21 protein-coding genes are annotated in these 25,527 nt (G+C 59.8%); 10 read left to right on the top strand and 11 right to left on the bottom strand.

The features are described from left to right. Window positions 1-73 precede the first annotated feature (73 nt). The 4 genes from ACTQVX_RS05490 to ACTQVX_RS05475 all read left to right on the top strand — a co-directional run bounded on the left by ACTQVX_RS05490 (window position 74) and on the right by ACTQVX_RS05475 (window position 3,150). Window positions 74-595: a Rep family protein gene (locus ACTQVX_RS05490; RefSeq protein ID WP_117743461.1), complete on the top strand. Its 522-nt coding sequence runs from the start codon at window positions 74-76 to the stop codon at window positions 593-595. Between the two features lie 63 nt (window positions 596-658). Next, entirely contained in the window at window positions 659-1,264 is a 606-nt protein-coding gene (locus ACTQVX_RS05485) for a hypothetical protein (RefSeq protein ID WP_117734894.1), read from the top strand. A 72-nt stretch (window positions 1,265-1,336) separates the two neighbouring features. Continuing rightward, entirely contained in the window at window positions 1,337-2,542 is a 1,206-nt protein-coding gene (locus tag ACTQVX_RS05480) for a site-specific integrase (protein WP_199407132.1), read from the top strand. A 161-nt stretch (window positions 2,543-2,703) separates the two neighbouring features. After that, entirely contained in the window at window positions 2,704-3,150 is a 447-nt protein-coding gene (locus ACTQVX_RS05475; protein ID WP_117743459.1) for a low molecular weight protein-tyrosine-phosphatase, read from the top strand. 170 nt (window positions 3,151-3,320) lie between these two features. Here ACTQVX_RS05475 and ACTQVX_RS05470 read toward each other — a convergent pair whose 3' ends face one another. Beyond that, on the bottom strand, window positions 3,321-3,650 hold the full coding sequence (locus ACTQVX_RS05470; protein ID WP_441017131.1) for a TIGR04076 family protein: 330 nt from the start codon (window positions 3,648-3,650) through the stop codon (window positions 3,321-3,323). Then, a complete protein-coding gene (locus tag ACTQVX_RS05465) occupies window positions 3,643-4,467 on the bottom strand; it encodes a PfkB family carbohydrate kinase (RefSeq protein ID WP_441031977.1) in 825 nt (274 codons plus the stop codon). Before ACTQVX_RS05465 ends, ACTQVX_RS05470 begins: the two co-directional genes overlap by 8 nt. A 675-nt stretch (window positions 4,468-5,142) precedes the next feature. Here ACTQVX_RS05465 and ACTQVX_RS05460 point away from each other — a divergent pair. The 4 genes from ACTQVX_RS05460 to ACTQVX_RS05445 all read left to right on the top strand — a co-directional run bounded on the left by ACTQVX_RS05460 (window position 5,143) and on the right by ACTQVX_RS05445 (window position 11,948). After that, on the top strand, window positions 5,143-5,649 hold the full coding sequence (locus tag ACTQVX_RS05460) for a MarR family winged helix-turn-helix transcriptional regulator (protein WP_441540806.1): 507 nt from the start codon (window positions 5,143-5,145) through the stop codon (window positions 5,647-5,649). Further along, window positions 5,642-7,465, top strand: a complete 1,824-nt coding sequence (locus ACTQVX_RS05455) for an ABC transporter ATP-binding protein (RefSeq protein WP_441057599.1) — start codon at window positions 5,642-5,644, stop codon at window positions 7,463-7,465. The genes ACTQVX_RS05460 and ACTQVX_RS05455 overlap by 8 nt, the downstream gene beginning before the upstream one ends. After that, on the top strand, window positions 7,458-9,377 hold the full coding sequence (locus ACTQVX_RS05450) for an ABC transporter ATP-binding protein (RefSeq protein ID WP_441540805.1): 1,920 nt from the start codon (window positions 7,458-7,460) through the stop codon (window positions 9,375-9,377). The genes ACTQVX_RS05455 and ACTQVX_RS05450 overlap by 8 nt, the downstream gene beginning before the upstream one ends. 423 nt (window positions 9,378-9,800) lie before the next feature. Continuing rightward, window positions 9,801-11,948: a Tex family protein gene (locus ACTQVX_RS05445; RefSeq protein WP_441560511.1), complete on the top strand. Its 2,148-nt coding sequence runs from the start codon at window positions 9,801-9,803 to the stop codon at window positions 11,946-11,948. A 224-nt stretch (window positions 11,949-12,172) separates the two neighbouring features. Here the strand turns inward: ACTQVX_RS05445 and ACTQVX_RS05440 are convergent, their stop codons facing one another. The 5 genes from ACTQVX_RS05440 to ACTQVX_RS05420 all read right to left on the bottom strand — a co-directional run bounded on the left by ACTQVX_RS05440 (window position 12,173) and on the right by ACTQVX_RS05420 (window position 16,182). After that, window positions 12,173-12,877 (bottom strand): transaldolase, encoded by a 705-nt coding sequence (locus tag ACTQVX_RS05440; protein WP_441560510.1) that lies wholly within the window; start codon window positions 12,875-12,877, stop codon window positions 12,173-12,175. A gap of 324 nt (window positions 12,878-13,201) precedes the next feature. Continuing rightward, window positions 13,202-14,593 (bottom strand): PTS ascorbate transporter subunit IIC, encoded by a 1,392-nt coding sequence (locus ACTQVX_RS05435; protein ID WP_117635569.1) that lies wholly within the window; start codon window positions 14,591-14,593, stop codon window positions 13,202-13,204. 71 nt (window positions 14,594-14,664) lie between these two features. Further along, on the bottom strand, window positions 14,665-14,940 hold the full coding sequence (locus ACTQVX_RS05430) for a PTS sugar transporter subunit IIB (protein ID WP_022094539.1): 276 nt from the start codon (window positions 14,938-14,940) through the stop codon (window positions 14,665-14,667). Window positions 14,941-15,015: 75 nt separating this feature from the next. Then, a complete protein-coding gene (locus ACTQVX_RS05425; RefSeq protein WP_154517874.1) occupies window positions 15,016-15,462 on the bottom strand; it encodes a PTS sugar transporter subunit IIA in 447 nt (148 codons plus the stop codon). Window positions 15,463-15,471: 9 nt separating this feature from the next. Continuing rightward, the gene (locus ACTQVX_RS05420; protein WP_117564350.1) at window positions 15,472-16,182 is read right to left on the bottom strand and encodes a transaldolase; all 711 of its coding nucleotides are present in this window, start codon (window positions 16,180-16,182) and stop codon (window positions 15,472-15,474) included. Window positions 16,183-16,530: 348 nt separating this feature from the next. On the opposite strand from ACTQVX_RS05420, the gene ACTQVX_RS05415 reads away from it, so the two are divergent. Continuing rightward, entirely contained in the window at window positions 16,531-17,322 is a 792-nt protein-coding gene (locus ACTQVX_RS05415; protein WP_320677128.1) for a DeoR/GlpR family DNA-binding transcription regulator, read from the top strand. A 42-nt stretch (window positions 17,323-17,364) separates the two neighbouring features. Here the strand turns inward: ACTQVX_RS05415 and ACTQVX_RS05410 are convergent, their stop codons facing one another. Further along, complete coding sequence (locus ACTQVX_RS05410; protein ID WP_441540802.1) at window positions 17,365-18,195, bottom strand: HAD hydrolase family protein; 831 nt, start codon at window positions 18,193-18,195, stop codon at window positions 17,365-17,367. A 75-nt stretch (window positions 18,196-18,270) separates the two neighbouring features. Between ACTQVX_RS05410 and rlmKL the strand changes: the two genes are divergently transcribed. Further along, the gene (gene rlmKL, locus ACTQVX_RS05405) at window positions 18,271-20,838 is read left to right on the top strand and encodes a bifunctional 23S rRNA (guanine(2069)-N(7))-methyltransferase RlmK/23S rRNA (guanine(2445)-N(2))-methyltransferase RlmL (RefSeq protein WP_441559364.1); all 2,568 of its coding nucleotides are present in this window, start codon (window positions 18,271-18,273) and stop codon (window positions 20,836-20,838) included. Between the two features lie 95 nt (window positions 20,839-20,933). Here the strand turns inward: rlmKL and ACTQVX_RS05400 are convergent, their stop codons facing one another. From ACTQVX_RS05400 to ACTQVX_RS05390, 3 genes are all read right to left on the bottom strand, one after another. Further along, window positions 20,934-21,647 (bottom strand): response regulator, encoded by a 714-nt coding sequence (locus ACTQVX_RS05400; protein WP_370450656.1) that lies wholly within the window; start codon window positions 21,645-21,647, stop codon window positions 20,934-20,936. Between the two features lie 4 nt (window positions 21,648-21,651). Next, complete coding sequence (locus ACTQVX_RS05395; protein ID WP_441560508.1) at window positions 21,652-23,277, bottom strand: sensor histidine kinase; 1,626 nt, start codon at window positions 23,275-23,277, stop codon at window positions 21,652-21,654. A gap of 188 nt (window positions 23,278-23,465) precedes the next feature. After that, window positions 23,466-25,493 carry a KUP/HAK/KT family potassium transporter gene (locus ACTQVX_RS05390; RefSeq protein WP_441540800.1) on the bottom strand — a complete coding sequence of 676 codons (2,028 nt, stop codon included), beginning with the start codon at window positions 25,491-25,493 and terminating at the stop codon, window positions 23,466-23,468. Between the last annotated feature and the right edge of the window lie 34 nt (window positions 25,494-25,527).

The raw sequence follows: 25,527 nt of genomic DNA, 5'->3' as shown, positions 1-25,527 counted from the left end.
TCCCAAGGCGCACCCTCGGGCGCGTTCCAAAATCGTCCCGAAATAGCTCATTTACGAGAAAGGACTCGGAACCATGACCAATTCTCTGCCCATGAAGACCCGCGCGATGATGTACGAGCAGCAGCTCGATCACCTGCCCCGTCTTGTGGACGAAATGTACCGAAGAATCGAAACACTCGCCCCGAAGCGCTATGCGGGCATCGTGCACGACAGCGACACGACGGACGCGGGACGTCCGGCAGCCGCGCATCTTCACGTGATGATGGAGTTCCAGAATCCGCGCTCGCTCAATAGCATCGCGAAGCTCCTTGGAGATAAACCTGAGCGCATCGAGGCTTGGAAGGCAGGTGTGGAAAACGGTTTTTCCTACCTGTGCCACAGAACGGATGGCGCACGATCCAAGCATCAGTACGACCCCAAAATCGTGCGCTCCAATTTCGATTACCCAGCGCTACTTGCTTCTATTGAGTCGCGCGTTGCTCGAACGAGGTCCCATAGCAGCATCAAAGTCCTTCTCGATGACCTTCTCGAAGGTCGTATCGACAAGGAGTCCTTGATCTCTCAGCTCTCCGGATCCGAATATGCCCGGACATAGCGTCAGATCGAAGACGTTTATGCACGCCGCCTTCAGGTTCAGGCCCGGGAATGGCGGGGGTTGATGCTCAAGGGCGAAAGAAGGGTGGAATCAGTTTGGATCTTCGGGCCTGCTGGAACGGGGAAGTCCACCCTCGCAAAGCTCTATGCGAAGCGGAAGGGCGAACCGTTCTTCGTCTCTGGATCTACGAGAGACATCTTTCAGGGGTATGAGGGCAAGCACACGGTGATTCTTGACGAACTTCGTCCCTCATCCATCCCCTACGCCGACCTGCTTCGCATCACGGATCCCTATGCGATGGAGCATGAGGTGATGGCACCGTCCCGATATTCCGACAAAGCGATAGCCGCCGATCTCGTAATCGTCACGACGCCCTACAGCCCCTTGGAATTCTATGGAGAACAGATGCGCCGATCCGCGACTTATCGTCCGCAAAACGATGTCGACGGATTTGGTCAACTTGAGAGGCGCCTCTCCGTCGTTGCGGAGATGCAGACGAGGGAGATCTGTCTCTCTGAGTTTAGGCACGATCTCGACGGATACTGGCCGGTCGAAGGTTCCTCTCGTACAAACCCATATTCGAGTTATGCGCGAGGACTCGCCCCCTCGTCCTGCGCCAACGCTCTTTATAAAGAGCTTCTCGACACCGTTTCGCACTTGACAGCTTAACCAATCGGGCCCCGTGCGATAATCTTGAAATATCGCATCGGGGCTCTTTTCTGAACAGGAAGGAGCCTGCTAGTGACTGTGAGAAAAGACAGCAAAGGGCGAATCCTCAGACGCGGGGAAAGCCAGAGAAAAAACGGCCGTTACTGCTTCAAGTATGTGGATGCAAGAGGTAAAACGCGGAGCGTCTACTCGTGGACCTTGACAACTCATGATCTAACTCCGAAGGGGAAGAAAGCCAGTCCGTGCTTGCGCGCGTTGGAGCATGAGATCCAGCGCGATCTGCTTGATAAGGTCGCGCCGAACAATATGACAGTCTACGAACTCGCATCTCGTTACACTGAAACAAAGACTGCCGTGAAACAATCCACTCGAGCCGCCTACAAGACAATCCTCAATTTTCTTGCTACAGATGAATTCGGCTCGCGACGAATATGCGGTGTCACCTCCCTTGATGCCAAGGAATGGCTCATCAACCTGCAAAAAATCCACGGCAAGCGCTATAGCACAATCCATAGCATCCGTGGTGTTCTGAGACCGGCGTTTCAACTGGCAGAGGAGAACAGCCTGATTCGCCGAAATCCCTTCTATTTCGAGCTCGCAACGATACTGACAAACGACATGGTTACACGCAAGGCCTTGGCCACTAACCAAGAACGCAGATTTCTTGCTTTCGTGGAGGGCGATGAACACTTTCACCGCTATCGTGACGCCATCTACATCCTTCTAAATACGGGCCTGCGCATTTCTGAATTCTGCGGTCTTACCGTCGAAGACCTTGATTTCAAAAACGGAAGCATTCGGGTAAACAAGCAACTTCAGCGGACCAGCAACATGCGATACTACATCGAACGTCCCAAGACGGAGAGCGGGATCCGCTATGTTCCCATGACTCAAGCCGTGACAGAGTGTTTCAGGAGTATCCTTGCGCAACGTCTAAAGCCTTCGAGTGAGCCGGTCGTTGACGGTGTTAGCGGTTTTCTGTTTCTTGATAAAAACGAGATGCCGCGTGTTGCCCTGCACTGGGAGAAGTACTTCCACCACGCGATAGAGAAACATAATCGCATCTACAAGGATGAGCTTCCCAAAATCACACCACATGTCTGCCGACATACCTTCTGCTCGAAGATGGCACGCAGGGGAATGAACCCTGCGAAGCTAAAATGCATCATGGGCCACTCCGACATCAACGTGACTTTTAACACATACACCCATCTTGATTTCGACGACGTCAGAGAGGATATGCTGAAAATTGGATGCAAAGGACGGTCAACATTGTGACAACAAGTCGTAAACCCTCGTTCTTTACGACAATTCTTACGACGCTGGAAAGAAGAATAATCCGCTCATTTATGAATCAATTTGATATTCTGTCCTTGACGAGGGATCAAAAAGCAGTGCGATTATCTGCGAAAACTCTGATATTCGAGAGGTTTTAGCCAATGCGCAAAATCCTATTTGTCTGTCATGGGAACATCTGTCGCTCGACGATGGCTGAGTCGGTGTTTGCCGAGCTGGTGCGCCGTGCTGGGCGCGAGGCGGAGTTCGTCATTGATTCTGCCGCGACCTCGACCGAGGAGATTGGCAACCCTCCGCATCATGGCACCGTCGCCAAGCTGCGCGAGGTCGGGATTCCCGTCGTTGCGCACCGCGCGCGCCAGGTTCGTCGCGCGGAGTATGGTGACTGGGACCACATCGTCTATATGGATGCCGAGAACGCGCGCGGCCTGCGTCGCATCTTCGGCGACGATGCCGACGGCAAGATTTCGCGGCTGCTGGATTGGACCGATCGCCCCGGCGACGTCGCCGATCCCTGGTACACCGGCAACTTCGATGCCACCTACCGCGATGTGCTCGCCGGCTGCACGGCCATGCTCGAGCAACTGTAGGCGCCCGGGCGGCGCGGATGCGTGAGCCACGCCATCGGCATAAAATGAGCGTGGATAATCTCCCGCATACAAATTGAGCGTGGATAATCTCCCACTTTGAACGCAAAACGGCGCTCTAAACGGGAGATTATCCACGCTCATTATCTTGGTGGGAGAAAATCCACGCTCGATTACTCGTCGACGATCTCGGCGAGCCAGACGTTCAACGTATCGACCTCGGGGCAGCAGAACTTTGCCGTACCGGGCTCGTTGCCGGGCACGGTTCCGCCGTAGCGCAGGATGTCGATATAGGGAAAGCCCACATGGCAGGCCATGGAGCACATCTTGCCGCGATCGCGGTCGAAGTCGAAGACGTCGCCGGGCGTGTGGCCATGGTGGCAGCGGCACGTGCCCAGCTGGTCCACGCAGCTAATGCGGATACGTGGGCGCTTGCCGCGTGGCGCGCCGAGCAACTTGCCCTCGCTCGCGGGCTCGGGGCCGCTTTCGCTGGCGCTACTCATGGTCGATCACATCCAGGCAGGCCTCGATGGGCAGGCCGGCAGACTTGTCCTCCTGGTCAGCGTTGCGCTCGATAAGCTCGGCCACCACACGCATGGCATCGGCCGTTGCGTGCTGCAGGCTCCAGCCAGCCATAACGCGACCGACGAGCACCGCCGAGAACGTGTCACCGGTGCCCGGGAAATAGACCGGGATCAGGTCGAAGGGAATCGTGAAGTACTCCCCCGCCACGTGGTCGTAACCGATGACGGCGTTCGTGCCGTCGACCACAGCGCTCGTAATGACCACCGACTTGGCGCCCAGCGCGCGCATGGCGTCCACAAGGGCGTGGGCCTCTTCGGGCGTAATTTGCTCGGCAATAGGCCTATCGGCAAGCAGGCACGCCTCGGTATAGTTGGGCACCGCGTAGTCTGCGCACTCCAGCAGGTGCCGCATAAGGCCAATCGTGGACTCGGGCACGCCCGCATAGAGCTTGCCGTTGTCGCCCATGATGGGGTCGACGAATACCTTGGTGCCCTTTTGCGCGCGGCGGTGGCAAAAGTCTGAGATGATGCGCGTCTCTTCTTCGGTCACGATAAAGCCGGTCGAGATGGCGTCGAACTCAAAGCCGAGTTCTTCCCAGATGGCAAGACTCTGACGCACGTACTCCGTGGTGTCGTGGATGTAGAACTTGGGATAGTTGAGCGTATCGGACACAAGTGCCGTCGGCAGATTGTGGATACGGTAACCCATGTGCGACAGCACCGGCAGCATGGCGGAAAGCGCGACCTTGCCGTAGCCGCACATATCGTTGATCAGCAACAGCTGAGTGTTCTTCATGAGTGTCCCCCTTGGGTCGGGCGCGGCGCAACGGCGCCACAGTGCGACTAAGTGTAGCGCAGGGGACGTTGCGAGCGGAGTCGAGCGGCACGAAGGGCAAATTGTTGCGGAAAGGTTTCGGAAACGAGGGGCTAGCTTGCTTCATTGCGGCTCATTTGCCGCCACTTATTCAGTGCCATTTCAAAACTATGCCGGATTACGGGGCTGAACCTGAATGAGCCAACCACACCCCTTATTTTCAAATCATAGCGAACCTTCTACCTGCGGTTTTCTTTTTACCAATTTCGGCATGGTCGGCAATCCGTCATTCAGCCCCGTAATCCGGCATAGTTTTTAAGTTAGTCGTTGGGGACGTTCTTAAACGACTAGTCAAACAAGAACGTCCCCAACGACTATCCCAACAAGGGCAACGCCGATGTTTTGGCGAAGTCAGCGAAAACCCGCCAGAGTGAGCAAGGTGCCTTGAAACGAGGCGGCATTGACCTTCTGGTCATGCCGCCGAAGTTGAAAGGCAGATTGCCGCTCTGGCGGGTTTGCAGCGTCGAGCCGTTACGGCGTTTGGCAAAACGCCGTAACTATAAGTTTGGTACCTTGACATTGATTTCTCACGCTCCTAAATTGGTTAGGCACAAAACAATTCCACTACCTAACTAAAGAAAGGAGCAGCACTCATTCATGTGCGATGAACCTCTTAGCCTTTGTTCGCACGAGCCCGGCGGCGACCCGTCACAGCCGGCGGATGTATCCGAAGCGGTTAGCTCGGAAGACAAGCTTGCCAAGCGCATCCTCAATAACCTGGGCTTTTGCGGCCATTACATGCATTTTCATGGCGGAGGCGTGTCCGGCAAGGCGCCCATCATCTGCCTACTGGCCAAGCAGCCCGGCGGCGAGATGTCGCAGCAGGAACTCGGCATGCACTTCGGCCTCAAGCCGGGGTCGCTTTCCGAGATCCTGTCCAAGCTCGAGCTCAACGGCCTCATTGAGCGCAGCCGTAACCCCCAGGATCGACGGCAACTCACCATTCGCCTAACCGAGATCGGCTGGGAGAAGGCCCGCATCGACCAAGCCTCGCGCATCCGCTTTAGGGAACAGGCCTTTAGCGCGCTCACCCACGACGAGCGTGAACAGCTCGCCGAGATGCTCGAGAAAATCCGCGTAACCTGGGAGGAACTGGATGATTAAAACCCTTATGGGCAGCATCCGCGATTACATGAAGGTCACGATCGCTACGCCGCTGCTGGTGCTTGGCGAGGTAATCTGCCAGATGATGATCCCGTTTATCACCGCCGACATGATCGACGCCATCAAGGACGGCACCGCCGTTACCGAGATGCTGCCCACCGCCGGCCTTCTCGTACTCATCGCACTGACGTCACTCGCCTTTGGCGCCGCCGCGGGCATCACCTGCAGCCATGCCAGCTGCGGCTTTGCCAAGAACCTGCGTCGCGACCTGTTCTACAAGATCCAGACGTTCAGCTTCGCCAACATCGACGAGTTCTCGACCTCCTCGCTCGTCACGCGCCTCACCACCGACATCAACAACGTGCAGCAGGCCTTTATGATGCTCATCCGCATCGCCGTGCGCTCGCCGCTGGTGCTGGTCTTTGCCTTTACCATGGCATACGCCATGGGCGGCAGCGTCGCCATGGTCTACCTGGTCATCATTCCGCTGCTGGGCTTTGGCCTGTTCTTTATCATCTATAAGGTGCGCCCGATCTTTACCCGCGTGTTCCGCAAGTACGACGCGCTCAACGAATCGGTCGAGGAAAACGTCACCGGCATGCGCGTGGTCAAGAGCTACGTGCGCGAAGACTTTGAGAAGGAGAAGTTCGCCACCGCCGCGCGCGACGTCCAGATGGACTTCACCCGCGCCGAGAAGTTGCTCGCCTTCAACAACCCCATGATGAACATCTGCGTCAACGGCGCGTTCGTCGTCATCATCTACCTGGGCTCCAAGCTCATCATCACGAGCCAGGGCACCCTGTTCGATGTGGGCCAGCTCTCCTCCATCTTTACCTACGGCTTCCAGATTCTGATGAGCCTAATGCAGCTGTCGATGATCTTTGTCATGGTGACCATGGCAGATGAGTCGGCACACCGAATTACCGAGGTGCTGGCCGCCGAGCCCACGATCGCTAACCCGACCGAGCCCGTGCACGAGGTTGCCGACGGCTCCATCGACTTCGATCACGTGAGCTTTAAATATTCCGAGCATGCCCGCCGCCAGGCGCTCGACGATATCGACCTGCATATTAAGAGCGGCGAGACCATCGGCATTATCGGTGGCACCGGCTCGGCCAAGTCGACGCTCGTGAACCTGATCGCCCGTCTGTACGATGTCACGGAGGGCACCGTGCGCGTCGGCGGCGTGGACGTGCGCGACTACGACCTGGACGCGCTGCGCCACCAGGTAGCCATGGTCCTGCAGAAAAACGTGCTGTTTAGCGGCACCATCGCCGAGAACCTGCGCTGGGGCGACCCGAACGCCACCGACGAGGAAGTCCGCGAGGCCGCACATCTGGCCTGCGCCGACGAGTTTGTCGACGGCTTCCCCAAGGGCTACGACACCTGGATCGAGCAGGGCGGCTCCAACGTTTCCGGCGGCCAGAAGCAGCGCCTGTGCATCGCGCGTGCCCTGCTGCGTCGCCCCAAGATCTTGATCCTGGACGACTCCACGAGCGCCGTCGACACCAAGACCGACGCCAAGATCCGCGAGGGCCTGGCGAGCTACCTGCCCAACACGACCAAGCTCATCATCGCCCAGCGCATCAGCTCCGTTCAGGACGCCGACCGCATCATCGTCATGGAGGGCGGCCGCATCAAGGACATCGGCAACCACGATGAGCTGCTCAAGACGAGCGAGATCTACCGCGAGACCTTTACCTCGCAAAATAAGATGAGTGCCGAAGGCGAGGACGCGGTCGAGACCGCCGCAGCCGACACCGAGGCATCCGCACCGCAAGCTCAGACTCAGGAAGGAGGCGAGGCACATGAGTAAGGCCGCTACCGCCGAGCGCGCGCGCAACCGCAAGGGCGGCACCATGACGCGCCTGATCAAGATGCTCTTTGGCTTCTACCCGGTGCTTTTGCCCCTCGTCGTCGCCGGCGTTGTGCTCTGCGCCATCATCAACTCCATCGGCGCGACGTTTCTCCAGAGCGCGCTGCAGGTCATTAGCGAATCGTGGCAGTCGGGCGACTGGACGGCCGCGCAGCCCAAGATTCTGAAGCTCGTGACCACCCTCGGCTGCATCTACGCCGTGGGCGTCGCCTCCTCGCTCTTCTGGAACCGCGCCATGGCCGTCATCACGCAGGGCTCGCTCGAGAAGCTGCGCGAAAAGATGTTCAACCGCATGCAGGACCTGCCGATTCGCTACTTCGACACGCACCAGCGCGGCGACATCATGAGCCACTACACCAACGACATCGACACGCTGCGTCAGATGATCAGCCAATCGCTGCCCAACCTGCTCATGACGATCATCGTCATCGTCACCGTGTTCTTCATCATGCTGTATTACAGCGTGTGGATGTGTCTGGTCATTGTTGCCGGCGTCGCCTTTATGACCTTTATGACCAAGCTGCTCGGCTCCAACTCCGCGCGCTTCTTTATCGCGCAGCAGACCGAGCTCGGCGTGGTCGAGGGCCATATCGAGGAAGTCATGAACGGCCAGAAAGTCGTCAAGGCGTTCTGTCACGAGTCCGCTGCCGAGGCCGATTTTGACGAGCGCAACGAGAAGCTCTTCGAGGTCTCGCAGAAGGCCAACATGTACGCCAACATCCTCATGCCGATCCTCGGGAACCTGGGCGACTTGCTCTACGTGCTGGTCGCGCTGGCGGGCGGCATCTTCCTGGAGCTGGACGTGCCCAACCTGAGCCTCTCGGGCATGACGCTGTCCATCGCCGTCGTGGTGCCGTTCCTCAACATGACCAAGCAGTTCTGCGGACAGATCGGCCAGATCTCGCAGCAGATCAACGCCGTGGTCATGGGTCTCGCCGGCGCCGACCGCATCTTTGAGCTCATCGACGAGGAGCCCGAGGCCGACGAAGGCTACGTGACGCTCGTCAACGCGCAGGTGAACCCCGATACCTGGCAGCTCGAGGAGGCCGACCACCACACCGGCATGTGGGCATGGAAACACCCGCACCGTGCAACCGGCGAGATCGAGTACGTACCGCTGCGCGGCGACCTGGTCATGGACAACGTCGACTTTGGCTACACGCCCGACCACGAGGTGCTGCACGGCGTGTCCGTGTTTGCCAAGCCGGGCCAGAAGGTCGCGTTTGTCGGTGCCACCGGCGCGGGCAAGACGACCATCACCAACCTCATCAACCGCTTCTATGACATCGCCGACGGCAAGATCCGCTACGACGGCATCAACGTCAACAAGATCCGCAAGGCAGATCTGCGCCGCTCGCTGGGCGTGGTGCTGCAGGACGTGAACCTGTTCACCGGTACTGTAATGGACAACATCCGCTACGGCAACCTGGACGCCACCGACGAGGAGTGCATCGCGGCGGCCAAGCTCGCGGGCGCCGACGACTTTATCACCCGCCTGCCCGACGGTTACGACACCATGCTCACCGGCAACGGCGCGCAGCTGTCGCAGGGCCAGCGCCAGCTGATTTCGATCGCACGCGCTGCCGTCGCCGATCCGCCGGCAATGATTCTGGACGAGGCCACGTCGAGCATCGACACCCGCACCGAGGCCATCGTGCAAGCGGGCATGGATAAGCTCATGGAGGGCCGCACGACGTTTGTCATCGCGCACCGCCTGTCCACCGTGCGCAACGCCGACGCAATCATCTGCCTGGATCACGGCCGCATCATCGAGCGTGGCAACCACGACGAGCTGATCGCCAAGCGCGGATATTACTACCAGCTCTATACCGGAGCGTTTGAGCTGGAGTAGCTCAAAACATCCCCTACGCTCCCAACGGACCTCCCCGAGGGAGACGGGGTGTTTACTCCGTGCTCAAACATTCTCGCTTCGCTGCGGAACCGCGCGCGGAGCAAACACCCCGTCTCCCTCGGGGAGCTCCTGCGCACACGGTCTTTTCTCGCAGCCTGAAAAGAAGTGGTGAGGCCCTGGCCGTTTGGCCAGGGCCTCGTTTTGTAAGGATGATTTGGGAGGTGGTGGAGGACCAGTCTTTTTGGGACGGGGCTAAATTAGCTGGTTCTCCATCCCAATATCGATGAATCAACAAATCGCAACTGAGCCCTAATCCAAAAACAGCTAATTTAGCCCCGTCCCAAAAAGACTGCTTTGGCAGAACGTCGGGTGGTATCCTTGGTAGCCCTGTGCTGCAAACGCACCTTAAACGCAAGGAGTCCCATGGATCTTATCGCCCAGCTCGCCCGCGAGCTCAACTTTAAGGCCGCCAACATCGAGTCAGCCGTCAAGCTCATCGACGAGGGCAACACCATCCCCTTTATTTCGCGCTACCGCAAGGAAGCCACGGGCGGCATGGACGACGTCGCCCTGCGCGCACTCGACGAGCGCCTGTCCTACCTGCGCAATCTTGAGCAGCGTAAAGAGGACGTCATCCTGCTCATCGACGCCCAGGGCAAACTCACGCCCGAACTCGAGCAGCAGATTCGCGAGGCCACGCAGCTCCAGCGTGTCGAGGACCTCTACAAGCCCTACCGCAAAAAGCGCATGACTCGCGCGCAGAAGGCCCGCGAGGCAGGCCTTGAGCCGCTCGCCAACATGATCATCATGCAGGCCTCGGTCAAGGGCAGCGCACTCGACGCCGCCGCGGCATACGTCAACGAGGAGGCCGGCTTCGACACGACCGAAAAGGCGCTTGCCGGCGCGGCGGACATCGTGGCCGAGACGGTGGCCGAGGACCCCGAGAACGTCGCCGACCTGCGCGCCTTTACGCAGAACACCGCCGACATCGTCGTCGAGGCCACCGACCCCACCGAGAAGACTCCCTACGAGCCGTACTACAGCTATGACGAGCCGCTGCGCCGTATACCCAACCACCGCGTGCTGGCTATCGACCGCGGTGAGCGCGAGGGCAAGCTCCGCGTGCGCGTGAACGTCGACAGCGCCGCCGCCACGGCGCGCCTCGGCAGCCGCTGGCCCCGTCGTCAGGGCGTGTTCGCACCCGTCTTTGACGCCGCCATCGCCGACGGTTACAGGCGCCTCATGGCCCCCTCGCTGGAGCGCGAGGCCCGCGCCAAGCTCACCGTCCGCGCGCAGACCGAGGCCATCAACGTCTTTGCCAAGAATCTCGAGGGCCTGCTCTCGGCACGCCCCGTGCGCGGCGCCCGTGTGCTCGCACTCGATCCGGGCTACCGCACCGGCTGCAAGGTCGCCGTCATGGACGAGACCGGCAAGCTACTCGACCACGGCGTGGTCTACCCCACCAAGCCGCGCCACGACGTTGCCGGCACCAAGCGTGAGCTCGCCCGCCTCGTCAAGAAGGACGGCGTCAACACCATCGTCATCGGCAACGGTACCGCCAGCCGCGAGACCGAGGAAGTCGTCTCGGAGTTTATCGCCGAACAGGCGCCTGGACTGCGATACACCATCGTCAACGAGGCCGGCGCATCGGTGTACTCCGCCTCCGAGCTCGCAAGCCAGGAATATCCCGACCTGGACGTCACCGTGCGTGGCGCCATGAGCCTGGGCCGCCGCCTGCAAGACCCGCTGGCAGAGCTCGTCAAGATTCCGCCCCAGTCCATCGGCGTTGGCCAGTACCAGCACGACCTTGACCAGGCCGAGCTTTCGCGCACCCTGGGACATGTGGTGGAGGACGTCGTCAACCGCGTGGGCGTCGACGTAAACACTGCAAGTGCGAGCCTGCTGGGATACGTATCGGGCATCACGCCGAGCGTAGCCAAAAACATCGTGGCCTACCGCGAGGAGAACGGCGCCTTTACCGATCGCCGCCAGCTCAAGAAGGTCCCCAAGCTGGGACCCAAGGCATATCTCAACGCCGCGGGCTTCCTGCGCATCAGCGGCGGTAAGAACCCGCTCGATGCGACGAGCGTCCACCCCGAAAGCTACGAGGTGGCCACGGCCGTCCTGGAGCGTGCGGGTGTGGCGGCAAGCGAGCTCAGCCGCGGCGGCGTGCCCGACATCGAGCGACGCATCGGCAGCATCTCGGCGCTGGCAAGCGACCTGGACTGCGGCACCCTCACGCTCATCGACATCGTCAACGAGCTCAAGAAGCCCGGCCGAGACCCGCGCGACGACGCGCCCGAGGTGGTCTTTAGCCGCTCAGCACTTTCCATCGACGACTTGGAACCCGGCATGGAACTCAAGGGCACGGTGCGCAACGTTGTGGACTTTGGCGCCTTCGTCGACGTGGGTGTGCACCAGGACGGCCTCGTGCATATCTCCAAGCTGGCCAACCGCTTTGTCAAGCACCCCAGCGACGTGGTGCGCGTCGGCGACACGGTCAAGGTGTGGGTCGAAAAGGTCGATCGCGACCGCAAGAAAATCTCCCTCACCATGGTGCAGGGCAAATAGCCGCCAAAGCGGACGTCCCCCTCTTCGCGGCGTGCAAAATTGCGAGTATTCAGCATCTCCCGATAGCCCCGCGGCGCTTCAGAGGGCCATAAAAGCAAAAACGGCCCCCGTTTTGGCGTTTTAGGGCCAAAACGGGGGCCGTTCCGCGCTTCAACCAGCTGGTAAAAGTCTTTACCATGCTGAAAACTCGCGATTTTGCACGTCGCCGCAGGGGGTACCCTTGCTTAGGGCAGAATATGGAAACCCAAAGCGGCGATATCCTTGGCAAAACCGCGCACGGTATCAAGCGAGACCTCGTACGGGTCACGGCCGATGTTCTTGCGCTTGGCCAGGATGCTATTTGGCACCGTGATGATCTGGCAACCGCAGGCCTCGGCCTGGTAAATGTTGATAAGCTCGCGCGTGGACGCCCACAGGACCTCACAGTTGGGCTTGGCAGCGGCCTTCTTGACCGACTCCGTCATAAACGGAATGGGATCGACGCCGGTATCGGCAATACGGCCGGCAAAAAGCGAGATGATGGACGGCGTTTCGGCGTCAACGGCATCGATCATCTCGTCAACCTGCGTAGGCGTAAAGATAGTGGTGACGTTGACCTTGATGCCATCGGCCGAAAGCTTGCGGACCAGCTCGGAGGTGGACTCGCTCTTGGTGGTCACGCATGGAATCTTGACGTAGACGTTATCTGCCCAGGTAGCAATCTCGCGGGCCTCGACCTCCATGGTCTCGACGTCGTCGGCAAAGACCTCAAACGAGACGGACACATCGGTGATGTGGGCCAGAACCTCCTTGGCAAACGCGCGGTAATCCGTCACGCCACCCTTCTTCATAAGGGACGGGTTGGTCGTGAAACCCTGAACGTTGCCGTTCTCGTACATGTCGAGCATGCCCTCGAGGTTTACACCGTCAGCGAACACCTTGATTGCCATCTGCCTGATTCCTTTCGTTTGCATACGGGCATTGAGCTGCTAAACACTTTACCTACGTTTATTAAGGCGTGAACTGCGGTTTTTTATCTTCTCGGCGAACGGTTTTGCGGTTTTACCATTTTTATATCGACGCCCCAGCGGCAAAACGTTTTTGCTAATCATCGCGGTTGATTCCGTTGGCGGCGCTGAGACAGCGCTTCACCGGCGCGTTTTCGCAATCGCTCCAAAACAAAAAGCGGCGACGCCTCATTTGAGACGTCACCGCTTCCGTGTAGGAGCCGGTTATCGGAGCTCCGCCCGATTAGGGCTTAACGTATGCCTGGATTACTCTTCCTCAACGTGGTTGATCACAGCACCCTTGGTGTGGATGAAGTTGGGGACGAAGGCGACGATCAGAAGGACGGCGAGAATCGCGTAGACACCGGTGGTACCGAAGGCCTCGGCAGCGCGGCCGAGCGTAATACCAATGACGGAGAAGTCGAAGTCGCCGAACGTAGTGTTCTTGAAGCCAAAGACGTCAAGAACGGGCAGGAGCAGAGCAGGGGCAAAAGTGATGAGCAGGCCGTTGACGAAAGCGCCAAGAGCTGCGCCCTTGCGACCGCCCGTGGCATTGCCGTAGATACCGGCGGTAGCACCGCAGAAGAAGTGGGGAACCATGCCCGGGATGATGAAGATGCCCAGGGTAGCGCCCACGATGAACATACCGACAACGCCACCGATAAAGGAAGCGACAAAGCCGAGGATGACGGCGGTGGGAGCATAGGGGAAGAAGACAGCGCAGTCGACGGCGGGGATGGCACCGGGGATCAGCTTGTTGGAGATGCCCTGGAAAGCCGGGACCAGGTCGGCGAGAATCATACGGACGCCGTTGTAGACGATAGTGACACCGACGGCGAAGGACAGGGCACAAGTCAGGGCATAGACGATCACATTGTCGCCGCCAGCGGTCTTGGTAACGACCGCAGGATCTGCGATGTAAGCGGCAAAAGCGGTAACCAGGTAGAAGAAAGCCATGGTAAGAGCCGTGGAGATGGTGGTGTCGCGCAGGAAGGCAAACTTCTCGGGAACCTCGATCTTCTCGGTGCTGTTCTCCTCGGCGTCCTTAGCAAAAAGCGTACCGACTGCAGCGGAGATGTAATAGGCGAGTGAACCGAAGTGGCCCATGGCGATTTCATCGCCATCGGTAACCTTCTCGGTGAAACGCTGACCAACGGCGGGAAGCATAGCGCTCACGAGGCCCAGGAACATGCCGCCCACGATGACAAGCTGGACATCCTGGAAGCCAGATGCCTGCAGAACGGCAGACAGCAGGCAAGCCATAAACATGCTGTGATGGCCCGTCAGGAAGATGTACTTAAACTTGGTAAAGCGGGCAATGATAATGTTTACGACGTAGCCGAGAATCAGGATCATCATGGTCTGAACGCCAAGGACGCTCTGAGCCATCGAAACGACGACCTCGTTGTTAGGCACGACGCCGGTGATGTGGAAACCGGTCTCGATGAAGGTCCCCAGCGGAGCAAGGTTCTCCTGAACAACAGCGGCGCCAGCAGACAGCATGATGTAACCAAGAATGGGCTTCAGGGTTCCCGTCATCACCTTGTGGGCAGGGCGCTTGAGCGCAACAAGGCCCACAAAGGCAAACAGACCCATGATCCACGCTGGCTTGGTCAGAATCGATTGGATAAACTCAAGTATGGGAAGGATGGCTTGCATCTGCGCTTCCTTTCTCTCTAACGTGGGCGCGTTTCCCTCTTCCACAGGGAACCGCCCTTTTTTATGCCGCTTTAGGCGTTAGCAGCGGCCGCCTTGATTGCCTCAAGGGCGTCTTCGCGGATCTTCTTCTTGTTCACATAGCTGCGAACGATCACAACGTTGCCGTGGAGCTCGGGGGCGAGCTCCTTAACGGTGATGAACAGATCCGGATTTGCGGAAGAAGCACCGTTCAGGTCCATAGACTCAACGTCGGCCTTGATGCCCTCCTCCTCGCAAAGCTCCTCGACTTTGCCAGCGAGCATCAGGCTAGACCCGATGCCGTTTCCGCATACGGTGATGATATGCATGGCAACCTTCCTCTCCTACACGTGACGGTTTTCCGTCTATCCAAAAGCGGCGACGCATCGCCGTGCCATTAAGGCCTAAAAGAATGAACGCATGGTCTCCAAAACCTGCTCGGGCGTATCGCATGCGCTGAGCTTGGCAACGCAGTCCTCGTCCTCGAACATCTGCGAAAGCTCCGCCAAGCAGCCAAGATGAGCCTTGGGGTCGGGTGCGCAAATACCCACGAGCACGTGAACCGGATCGAAATCCTCATGTCCAAATGCAACGGCAGGGTCAAGCGTGACAATGCAGATGCCGGCCTCGCTCACATTGCCATCGGCCTGAGCGTGAGGCATGGCAATGCCCTCTTCCAAGACCATATAGGGACCGAATTTGTGAACCGACGAAATCATGGCGTCAACATAGCTCTGGTCGCATTTGCCGGCGTCAACTAGCAGCTTACCGCATGCCTTGATCGCTTCCTCCCAATCGGAGGCCTCGACGTGGCAGGCAACAAGCTCGGGCTTAAGAAGATCGGTCAGCATGCTCGCCCCCTACTCCTCGGGCAGGATATGGAAACCAAGTGCCTGAATGTCGCGGGCGAAGCCCTTGACCGTATCAAGCGAGTACTCGAGTAAATCTTTTCCGAAATTCTTGCGCTTGGCAAGAAGGGCATTGGGAACCGTAATGATCTGGCAGCCAACGGACTCCGCCTGGAAGATATTGAGGACCTCGCGCGTAGACGCCCAAAGAACCTCGGCAGCAGGCTTGACGGCAGCCTTCTTTACGGACTCCGCCATGAGGGGCAGCGGATCGACGCCGGTATCGGCAATGCGACCGGCAAAGATGGACAGAATAGAGGGGGTCTCGGCAGAGACGGCATCGACAAACTCGTCGACCTGCTCGGGCGTGAAGATGGTAGTGACATTCACCTTGATACCGTCGGCAGAAAGGCGCTTGACCAGCGCGGCGGTGGACTCGCCCTTGGTGTTGAGTGCCGGGATCTTAACGTAGACGTTGTCTGCCCAGGTTGCAATCTCGCGGGCCTCGGCTTCCATACCCGCCTCGTCGTCGGCAAATACCTCAAAAGAGACCGACACATCGGTGATGTGCTCAAGAACCGTCTTGGCAAAAGCGCGGTAGTCAGTCACGCCACCGGCCTTCATAAGGGAAGGATTGGTCGTGAAACCCTGAACGTTACCATTGTCATGCATGTCAAGCATGCCTTCGAGGTTAGCGCCGTCGGCAAACACCTTGATCGCCATGTTCGGTCCTTTCTCATCTAGCACTATTGCCATCGAAAGCCTTCTTCTTTGTTTCAAAAGCTTTTCGGTTTTCTTTTATAAACCATTTCAAAAGCTATCGAAAGCTCAATTGTCATCTTTCCGTGAACGGTCGAATATCGGGTGTGAACGTACTTCTTTTGGGCGGCACCTTCAGAACAAGACCCTCTACACGCTATTTAAGTGCAAACTATCTGCTACGCATGCATTTGGGACATGCCATTCCGTTCATTTGATTCATTCGATTTTGCCTTGTCCTTTTCATATCGATACGTTATATTTCGATTACGAAAGGCGTATCTTTTGCCTTTCGTTCAAAAGGAGCGGCATATGGCATCTACTTCAGACCTTTCACCGGCCGAGCGTCAGCGATTTATTATGAACTGGCTGGCCGAAAAGCCAAATATCTCGGTATCCGACATCGTTCGCCGTTTTTCGGTTTCGGAAGTCACCGCACGACACGACCTCGTCTCGCTGGAATCCGAAGGCAAGCTGCGTCGCGTACGCGGCGGAGCGGTATCGCTTTCTCGCTCCAACGCAATCTCGTATCCCGAGGAGCGTATCAATGTCCAAGTCGAGGCCAAAGAGGCCATCGCCGCAACCGCGGCAACTCTTGTTGATGATGGCGATGTTCTGGTAATTGATATCGGCACCACAGGCTTTTACTTCGCTAAGGCCCTCATGGACAAGCGTGAGATCACCATTATCACCGGCGATCTTGCAATCGCGAACTATGCCAGCTTTAATCTCCCCAATGCTTCGGTAGTGCTGCTGGGCGGCTCCGTGCGCAAGGGCCACCTCTATCTCGCGGGCGCGCTAACGCTCGACTGCATGAGCAAACTCCATGCCGACAAGGCGTTTGTCAGTGCCGACGGATTCCACCCCGACCACGGTTTTACCGTCGAGCACGACTTCTCAGCCATGATCAAGCATATGTACCTGACCAACTCAAACCAGAGTTACATGATGGTTGACCAGGGAAAGTTCAACAAGACCAGTTTTTATCAGTCCGCGCAGATCGATGACCTCGATGGCATCATCGTTGATGGAGACGACGAGGGCATCATGACGGCGGCGATCGAGAACAGTCGCAGCCATCCCAAGCTCTATATTGCAAAATAGCTCAAATGGCCGGGTCGCCCCCCCTGCGGGCGACCCGGCCATTTATTCAATCAACCCAAAATGCCGCATCGCTGTGACGGTGCCGTCGTGTGCGACATCGTCGGTCACGTAGTCGACGACCGCCTTGACCTCGGGCATGGCGTTGCCCATGGCGACAGCCGTCTCGACCGAAGCGAGCATGCCCAGGTCGTTGCCCGAATCGCCGAAGCCAAAGGTGCGCGCATTTCCTTCGCGGCCCAGATACGCCAGCGCTCGCGCCACGCCCACGCCCTTGTCAATACCCTTGGGGCTCAGCTCGCGATTCTGGCCACCGGTGTTGCACAGCTCAAACTCGCAATCGATAAAGCCGTCATCGTTGGCTACGCGAGCCAGGTCGCCCGCGGAGATACACACTTTGCCTACGCGCAAGCGGCCATCGACGCGCATCTGATCAACGCCATGCACCACGCCGGCGCCTAGCAGAAATGACTGTTCGACACCAACTGGCTCAAGTGAATAAGTGGCACCGTTCGTCTCGAACAACGCCTCGCCGCCTGCCACAGTAATGCGACGCGCAAGCTCCTCGATAACGTCTTCGTCAAAGCAGTCCTCGTGTACCACGCGTCCCTCGACTTCGAGCGTGGCACCTGCCATGGCCACGACGCCCGCGGGGTCGAGCGCACGCAGGCTATCGGCGATAAGCCACAGGGGGCGACCCGTGCAGATAAATGCCTTGTGCCCTGCATCGCGCAGTGCACGGAACGCCTCAACCACCGTCTGCGAGGGGCGAACCGCCGAAAAGTCCTTATCGGTCATATCGTCGGGATCGAACGACGTCAGCGTGCCGTCCACGTCAAAAAAGAGCACGGCGGAATCGGGGCACGCATCAATCATATGGGTTCCTTTCGAGGATAAGGGCAAACGAAGCATCCATCATATAATGGAGCGACGCAACCAGAGAGGTCACCCATGGAATTTTACGCAAGCTGCCCCGAGGGCTTTGAGTCCGCACTCGCCGATGAGCTTAAACGCCTCGGGCTTTCGCATGTCCGCCGGCTGAAGGGCCGCGCTACGTTTGAGGGCGAGCTCGAAGAAGGCTACCGCGCCTGTCTGTGGTCGCGCCTGGCGAGCCGCGTGTTCGTGGTTCTTGGGCGCTTTGAGGCGCAGGATGCCGACGAACTGTACGATAGCGTTTACGACATCGCCTGGGAGAACATCATCCGCCCCGGCGCCACCATCGCCATCACCGCCCGCGGCGTGACCGAGCAGCTGCGCAACACGCGCTTCTCGGCCCTGCGCGCCAAGGACGCGCTGTGCGACCGTCTGGCCGAGACCACGGGCCGTCGTGCCGATGTCGATGCCGCCGACCCCGATGTTCACCTACTGCTTTCGCTGCGCCAGCGCCGTGCGAGCATAAGCCTGGACCTTTCGGGCGACCCGCTGTTCAAACGCCTGCCGCCCGCAGCGACCCGCGCCGGCGAGGGCGCGCACGTGCTGCGCCCCGACTACGCCGCCCTGCTGCTGGCGCAGGTCGGCTGGACCGCACTATGCGAGCGCGAGTTGACGGCCGACGATTACGAGAACGAAGCCCTGCCCACGCTGATCGACGCCTCGTGCGCCGGCGGCGGTCTGCTGCTGGAAGCCGTGAACATTCTGACCGACCGCGCCCCGGGCGCTGCACGCGAGCGCTGGGGCTTTGAAGGCTGGCAGCCGCACGACGCCGCCCTGTGGGAGCAGCTGCTTGCCGAGGCACGCGAACGCGAGGCGGCGGCGCGCGAGCGCCAGGTGCGCATTGTCGCCGTGGACATTGACCCCGCTGCCCGCAAGACTGCCGAGCGCATGGTCAAGTGCGCCGGCTACAAGCGTTTTGTCGACTTTTGCGCTGCCAAGCCAGCCACCGTGCTGGACCATGCAGGCGCTGTTGCCGGTGCCGCCGTGGTCGCAGACACCACCGAGACCCCGCTTTCGCTCATGCACGACGCCATGACGCTGGTCGGCGAGCTGCGCCGCGCGCCCGAGCTTGCCGCGGCGCCGGTCGCCGCGCTCACCCGCGATGGATTGCTGGCCCGCTCGCTCCACGCCGAGCCCGAGCGCTCGATCGCCGTCATGCCCAACAACGAGGAGGCGACCGTCGAAGTCTGGCCGTCGCTCGACCACGCCGCCGCAGCGTTTGAGGCTGCGACCAGCGCAGATGCCGAGGCCGAGGTTGCGGATACCAACGAAGTCAACGACAAAGCCGCCAGCACCCCCATGCCCGAACCTGCCGCCACACTCGACCTGGGCGACGGCAAGCCGCTGCCCGTGCTCATCCCCGAGTCCGAGCAGTTCGCCAACCGCTTGCGCAAGAACGCCCGTCTGCGCCGCAAGTGGGCAAAGCGCGAGGGCGTGAGCTGCTACCGCGTCTACGATGCCGACCTACCCGATTACTCCGCCGCCATCGATCTATACGAGGGCTGCCCGCAGACGCCGGGCCGCTGGCTCGTCATCGCCGAATACGCCGCGCCCAAGACCATCGATCCCGCGCTTGCCCAGGCCCGCATGCTCGACATTCTGGCCATCGCGCCGCGCATCCTAGATGTTCCCGCCGAGCACGTGCACGCCAAGGCCCGCATGCGTTCGCGCGGCGGCTCGCAGTACGGCAAGCAGGGCGCCGGCAAGGGCGGCTCGGGCGAGCGCGCCAATATCGCACGCCGTCGTCTGCCGCTCATCGAGGAGGGCGGCCTTACCTTTGCCGTCAACTTTGACGACTACCTGGACGTCGGCATCTTCTTGGATCACCGCGTCACCCGCAACCTGGTGCGCGAGCACGCCAAGCAGGCGCGGCGCTTTCTCAACCTGTTCGCCTATACCGGCACCGCTACCTGCTATGCGGCAGACGGCGGCGTCGAGGAAACTGTGACGGTCGACCTCTCCAACACCTACCTGGACTGGGCCGAGCGCAATATGCGCCAGAACGGCTTTGTTGGTCCGCAGCATCATTTTGTGCGCGACGACGTGCTTGCCTGGATTCGCGACCAACGCCAGACGCGCAACCGCTGGGACCTGATTTTTGTCGATCCGCCCACGTTTTCGAACTCCTCAAAGATGGGCCGCCGCACCTGGGACGTCCAGCGCGACCATGTTGAGCTTTTGGCCGGCGTATCGCGCCTGCTCGCACAGGGCGGCCACGCCATCTTTAGCTGCAACCTGCGCGGCTTCCGCCCCGAGACGCGCAAGCTCGCGCGCGCGGGCGTCGTGCTAGAGGACATTACGGCGCAGACCATCCCGGAGGACTTTGCGCGCAACCAGAAGGTGCACCATTGCTATATCGTGCGCCGCCTGCCCATCGAGGACGCCATGGCCGAAGTCGGCTTTAGCGCCGAGGAGATTGCAGAGCGAACCGAAGAGCTGCGCAACCCCGAGGCCCGCAAGCCCCGCGCAACGACGCCCGCGCAAGCGCAGGCCGGAGATCGAGGGTCGCGCGGCGACGGCAAGCCTGCCTGCGCCGGCAAGCCCAAAAAGAAGAAGTTCTACGCCAGCAAGCCCAAGGGCAGATAAACCAAGTTGCGGTGGAATACGGACTGTTTTGCCTGGAATTAGGCAAATTTAGACCGTATTTCACCGCAACTCATATTGGGATGGTGGTTGGCGATCTAGCCTTGGGTGACCAGGCGATAGCCGATACCCACGTGCGTCTGGATATAGCGCGGATGCGCCGGATCGGACTCGATCTTCTTACGCAACGTGCCCATAAAGACACGAAGGCTCGCCAGGTCGCTCTTAGTTGCCGTGCCCCAAATCTCGTGCAGGATAAACTGGTGCGTCAGCACCTTGTCGGCGTTGTGCGCCAGCAGGCACAAGAGCTTGTACTCGATCGGCGTCAGATGCAGCTCCTCGCCATCCATCGTGGCGATGCCGGCATCAAAATCGATATGCAGCTCACCGGTATCGAACGAGCCCTCGGAGGCAACGCCGCCCGTTTGCGCATACGAAAGGCGCCTGAGCGTCGTGCGAATGCGCGCGAGCAGCTCCTCGACCGAAAACGGCTTGGTCAGGTAGTCGTCGGCACCGGCATCGAGTGCGCGAATCTTGTCCGCATCCTCGCTGCGCGCCGAGACCACAATGATCGGCATGCCCGACCATGCGCGCACCGACTCCACCACCTTGACGCCGTCCATATCGGGCAGGCCCAGATCGAGCAGCACAATACTCGGTGCCTGCGATGAGGCGGCGGCGATGGCGGCATGGGCGGTCTCCACGGCCATATGGCGCAAGCCGTGCGCCTCGAGCGCGGCAACGATAAGGTTGCGGACGGCGGGGTCGTCCTCAACGACCAAGATGAGCGGTTTCATGGCAGAGTTCGACACAGCGTTACTCCTTATCAAACGAAACGTCGGCGGCGGGAAGCCCAATCGTAAAGACCGAGCCGTGCGGGTCCGCCGCGGCAACCTCTATGCTACCGCCATGCGCCAACATAATGGATCGGCAGAGCGAAAGTCCCAAGCCCACGCTGCGATGGCTATCAGCCAAGCCATGGTTGACAGTGTAGAACGATTCAAAGATCCGGCCCTGCTCCTCGGGCGCAATACCGGGACCGTCATCGGCGACGGAACATGCCACCTGTCCATCGTTCGCCATAATCGAGATCACGATATGCGAGCCCGACGGCGTATAGGCAATAGCGTTGTTCACCAGGTTCACCACCAGCTGCACCATCAGGCGCGCATCGACGTTGACGAGCGCCGGCTCGTCGCACGGCACCACCTTAAGATCGTGCTCGCGTACAGCCGGATTCACGTGGCGCAGCGCCTCCTCGACGATATCGTCCATGAGCTCGAGCGTGGTCGACAGATGCATGCCGCCGCCCTCGAGCTTTGTGATGGCGAGCAAATTCTCGACGGTGGCGTTGAGCCATTGCGCATCCGCACGAATGGAAAGGAGCATGCCGCGGCGCGTCTGGCTATCGAGCACGGCCGTGCCGGTCGAACCCTGGTCGAGTAGCACGTCGGCATTGCCCGAAATGCTGGTAAGCGGTGTGCGCAGATCGTGCGAGATAGAGCGCAGCAGATTGGCGCGCAGCTGTTCGTTTTTGGCGAGCACCGCCGCCTCCTCGCGGGCCTCCATGGCGCGGGCGCGATCGAGTGCCAGCTCGCCTTCGCTCACGATGGCGTCGGCAAGTGTCCGTTCCTCGTGCGTCAGCACGTCGGGCTCGGCAACGATAGCCAGCACGCCCACCACCGAGGCGGGGTCGCCCGAGCGCACGAAGCTGTCGCCTGCGCAAACCGTCAGGTAGACGCCATAAAACGCCGAGCCGCCATAGGTGGCATCGAGCGGCGTTCCCACATAGGCGGACGCCGAGAGCCGCGGCGGCATCTGGGGCGTCAGCTGGTGCACCGGCGAGGCGTCACCCACGGCCGTGTACGTCGCACGCGGCAGCAAGTCATCATCGTCGGCGTCGGCGCTGTACCACACGACCGGACAGCCCGAAAGACGCGCCAGCTGCGTTGCCATGGCATGCACAATCTGCTGCTGATCGGAACACCGCTGCAGCATGCGGTTGGTCTCGAGCACCATATGCGTGCGACGGTCGCTGGCGGCAGCCTGTGCCAAGGCGCGGCGCAGGGCCAACGCAATCGAGCTCGACACAAGCGAGACCACAAACATGATGAAGAACATGCCGGGATAGACGCGGTCGATAAACGATAGCGAGCAGCGCGGGTCGACAAACAAGAAGTTGTAGAGCGCTACGGCGGCAGCCGAGCTCAGCAAGCAATACAGACGGCTCCAGGTAAAGAATGCGCACAGCTGCACGGCGAACACATAGACGATCATGATGCTCGGCGCGAGACCAGGATGGTCGAGAAGCGCACCCACAATCGTCGCCGCGACCAGCAGCCCCGCCGATACGCAGGCGTCATACAGAGGGCTGCGACGTGTCAGCGTTGTGCGCCGCCACCAAAAGTTATCGGCAATATCGCCGTCCGCACGGACATCCATCGGCACCCCGCCCCTCTCTTAAAAACAAAAACCACCACAGAGGGGACAGCACCTTTGTGGTGGTTTCCCTTGTGGTGGTTCCAAGTGTATAGCCTTTGCAGTCTGCGGTCGTTAGACAAACAGCACGTGCGCGAGCAGGGCGCACACTCCTGTCCATCGAAGGCCAACTCCATGCAACTTGTCGGCGACTACGGGCGCTCGTTGGGGGCCAGGCGCTGCATCTTGTTCACAGCCTTGAACTTGGTGAACAGCGGCACATACTCAAAGCTCACGTTGGAGTTCTCCAGGCCATACCAGCGCGCCGGCGTACCGGCAAAGCGGCGGATGATGTACTTGAGCGTGATGGCCGTGCGCTCGCTCGGCTCCACGTCACTCTCGGGCGCCAGGAGCTTGCGGATCATGACGAACTTAAACGTACCGATGTTGCCCGGATCCTTGTAGACCGAGTAGTCATGCATCTGCGGCGGCAGCTCGCCAGTGGCGGCCAGATCCTGAACAACCTGGCGCAGGTAGGCGTTCACGCGCTGGTTAACCTTGTAGCCCAGGTACAGATGCACGCGGAAAACATAGTCGGTGCCAAACGTCTCGACCGAATAGGCAAAGGTATGCGGTTCGTCCATGGTCTCGACGTTCACGAACCACCAGGCGCGGGCGCGCTTGGGATGCTTGTCCAGAATCGAGTAGACGATATCGCGGTCGATGTAGTCGGTATTGGTGTCCTTGGTCAGGTACACGATGTTGTCGCTCATAAGCTCATAGCGATCGTCGTCGCGCAGGCGCTTGAGCTGCGGCAGATAGCTGCGCAGCGGCAGCAGCGTAAACTGACGCCGCTCGACCGCCGTGCCGTTGTACCAGCACAGCATAACGCCCATGATGAGCATGGCCATAAGAATAGTGAAATAGCCACCGTGGAAAAATTTGGTGAGCGAACTCACAAAGAAGAAGCCCTCGAGCAAAAGGAAGAACGCAACGAAGATATACGGGACGACCTTAAGGCCGCGATCAACATGCAGGTAGAAGAAGAGCAGCAGCGTCGTGCACATCATGGTCAGGGTGATCGCCAAGCCGTAGGCGGCCTCCATGTGCGCCGAGCTCTGGAACAGCAGCACCACGATGACGCAGCCCACAAGCATGACGTTGTTGACCATGGGAATATAGAGCTGGCCCTTGGTCTCGGCAGGATAGAAGACCTGCATGTGCGGCATGAGGTCCAGGCGGCTGGCCTCGGACACCAACGAGAAAGCGCCGGTGATGAGCGCCTGCGAGGCAATGATGGCCGCGACGGTGGAAAGGCCGACGGCAAAGGGACGCAGGCCCGGGGTGAGCATCTGGTAGAAGGGGTTGAGGTCGGCGATACCCATGAGCTCCGGGTTGCCGGCGTTGTTGATAAGCCACGCGCCCTGGCCCATGTAGGACAGCAGCAAGCAGCACTTAACGAACGGCCAGGTTGCGTAGATGTTGCCGCGGCCCACGTGGCCCATGTCGGAATAAAGCGCCTCGGCGCCGGTGGTGGCGAGGAAGCAGCTGCCCAGAATCATGATGCCCGCATGGTTGTTGGGGCTCAACAAAAAGGCGATGCCGCGCACCGGGTTGAGGCACAGCAGCACGGCGGGGTGCTGGAAGACAAAGAACAGACCCGTGCCGCCCAGGAACAGGAACCACAGCGTCATGATGGGGCCAAAGGCGTGGCCGATCTTGGCCGTGCCGATGCGCTGCACCAAGAAGAGCGCAATGATGATGGCAAGCGTGATGGCCACGACGCGGGCCTGATCGTCGCCCAGCACGGCATGGACTGCCGGAATGGTGCGCAGGCCTTCGATAGCCGTAGTCACGGTAACGGCAGGCGTGAGGATGCCATCGGCGAGCAGCGCCGCGCCGCCCAGCATGGCGGGGATGATGAGCCATTTGCCGCAGCGCTTAACCAGGCTGTATAGAGCAAAGATGCCACCCTCGCCATGGTTGTCGGCGCGCAGCGAGATGAGCACGTACTTGACGGTCGTCAGCAGCGTGACCGTCCATACGACGAGCGAGAGCGCGCCGAGCACGAACTCCTCCGTGACGCTTCCGATGCCGCCGTTGCCGGCAACGAGCGCCTTGGTTACATACATGGGGCTGGTGCCGATATCGCCATACACCACGCCCAGCGTGACGAGCATCGCCGAGATGCTCACAGGAATCGCAGCGTGCGAGGCTGCCTCCTTGGCCTTTTGTTCCATAAGCCGGTTTCCTCCCAACTTTAACGTTCGAGGG

The organism is Collinsella sp. LCP19S3_A6, from assembly GCF_052122015.1.
Lineage (GTDB): Bacteria > Actinomycetota > Coriobacteriia > Coriobacteriales > Coriobacteriaceae > Collinsella.
The sequence above is the reverse complement of the archived record's forward strand: the minus strand, read 5'-3'. Positions and strand labels throughout refer to the sequence as shown.

Coding starts and splice junctions, on each gene's coding strand:
- ACTQVX_RS05490 (WP_117743461.1), top strand. CDS start 74: ATGACCAATTCTCTGCCCATGAAGACCCGCGCGATGATGTACGAGCAG.
- ACTQVX_RS05485 (WP_117734894.1), top strand. CDS start 659: ATGCTCAAGGGCGAAAGAAGGGTGGAATCAGTTTGGATCTTCGGGCCT.
- ACTQVX_RS05475 (WP_117743459.1), top strand. CDS start 2,704: ATGCGCAAAATCCTATTTGTCTGTCATGGGAACATCTGTCGCTCGACG.
- ACTQVX_RS05470 (WP_441017131.1), bottom strand. CDS start 3,650: ATGAGTAGCGCCAGCGAAAGCGGCCCCGAGCCCGCGAGCGAGGGCAAG.
- ACTQVX_RS05465 (WP_441031977.1), bottom strand. CDS start 4,467: ATGAAGAACACTCAGCTGTTGCTGATCAACGATATGTGCGGCTACGGC.
- ACTQVX_RS05460 (WP_441540806.1), top strand. CDS start 5,143: ATGTGCGATGAACCTCTTAGCCTTTGTTCGCACGAGCCCGGCGGCGAC.
- ACTQVX_RS05455 (WP_441057599.1), top strand. CDS start 5,642: ATGATTAAAACCCTTATGGGCAGCATCCGCGATTACATGAAGGTCACG.
- ACTQVX_RS05450 (WP_441540805.1), top strand. CDS start 7,458: ATGAGTAAGGCCGCTACCGCCGAGCGCGCGCGCAACCGCAAGGGCGGC.
- ACTQVX_RS05445 (WP_441560511.1), top strand. CDS start 9,801: ATGGATCTTATCGCCCAGCTCGCCCGCGAGCTCAACTTTAAGGCCGCC.
- ACTQVX_RS05440 (WP_441560510.1), bottom strand. CDS start 12,877: ATGGCAATCAAGGTGTTCGCTGACGGTGTAAACCTCGAGGGCATGCTC.
- ACTQVX_RS05435 (WP_117635569.1), bottom strand. CDS start 14,593: ATGCAAGCCATCCTTCCCATACTTGAGTTTATCCAATCGATTCTGACC.
- ACTQVX_RS05430 (WP_022094539.1), bottom strand. CDS start 14,940: ATGCATATCATCACCGTATGCGGAAACGGCATCGGGTCTAGCCTGATG.
- ACTQVX_RS05425 (WP_154517874.1), bottom strand. CDS start 15,462: ATGCTGACCGATCTTCTTAAGCCCGAGCTTGTTGCCTGCCACGTCGAG.
- ACTQVX_RS05420 (WP_117564350.1), bottom strand. CDS start 16,182: ATGGCGATCAAGGTGTTTGCCGACGGCGCTAACCTCGAAGGCATGCTT.
- ACTQVX_RS05415 (WP_320677128.1), top strand. CDS start 16,531: ATGGCATCTACTTCAGACCTTTCACCGGCCGAGCGTCAGCGATTTATT.
- ACTQVX_RS05410 (WP_441540802.1), bottom strand. CDS start 18,195: ATGATTGATGCGTGCCCCGATTCCGCCGTGCTCTTTTTTGACGTGGAC.
- rlmKL (WP_441559364.1), top strand. CDS start 18,271: ATGGAATTTTACGCAAGCTGCCCCGAGGGCTTTGAGTCCGCACTCGCC.
- ACTQVX_RS05395 (WP_441560508.1), bottom strand. CDS start 23,277: ATGGATGTCCGTGCGGACGGCGATATTGCCGATAACTTTTGGTGGCGG.
- ACTQVX_RS05390 (WP_441540800.1), bottom strand. CDS start 25,493: ATGGAACAAAAGGCCAAGGAGGCAGCCTCGCACGCTGCGATTCCTGTG.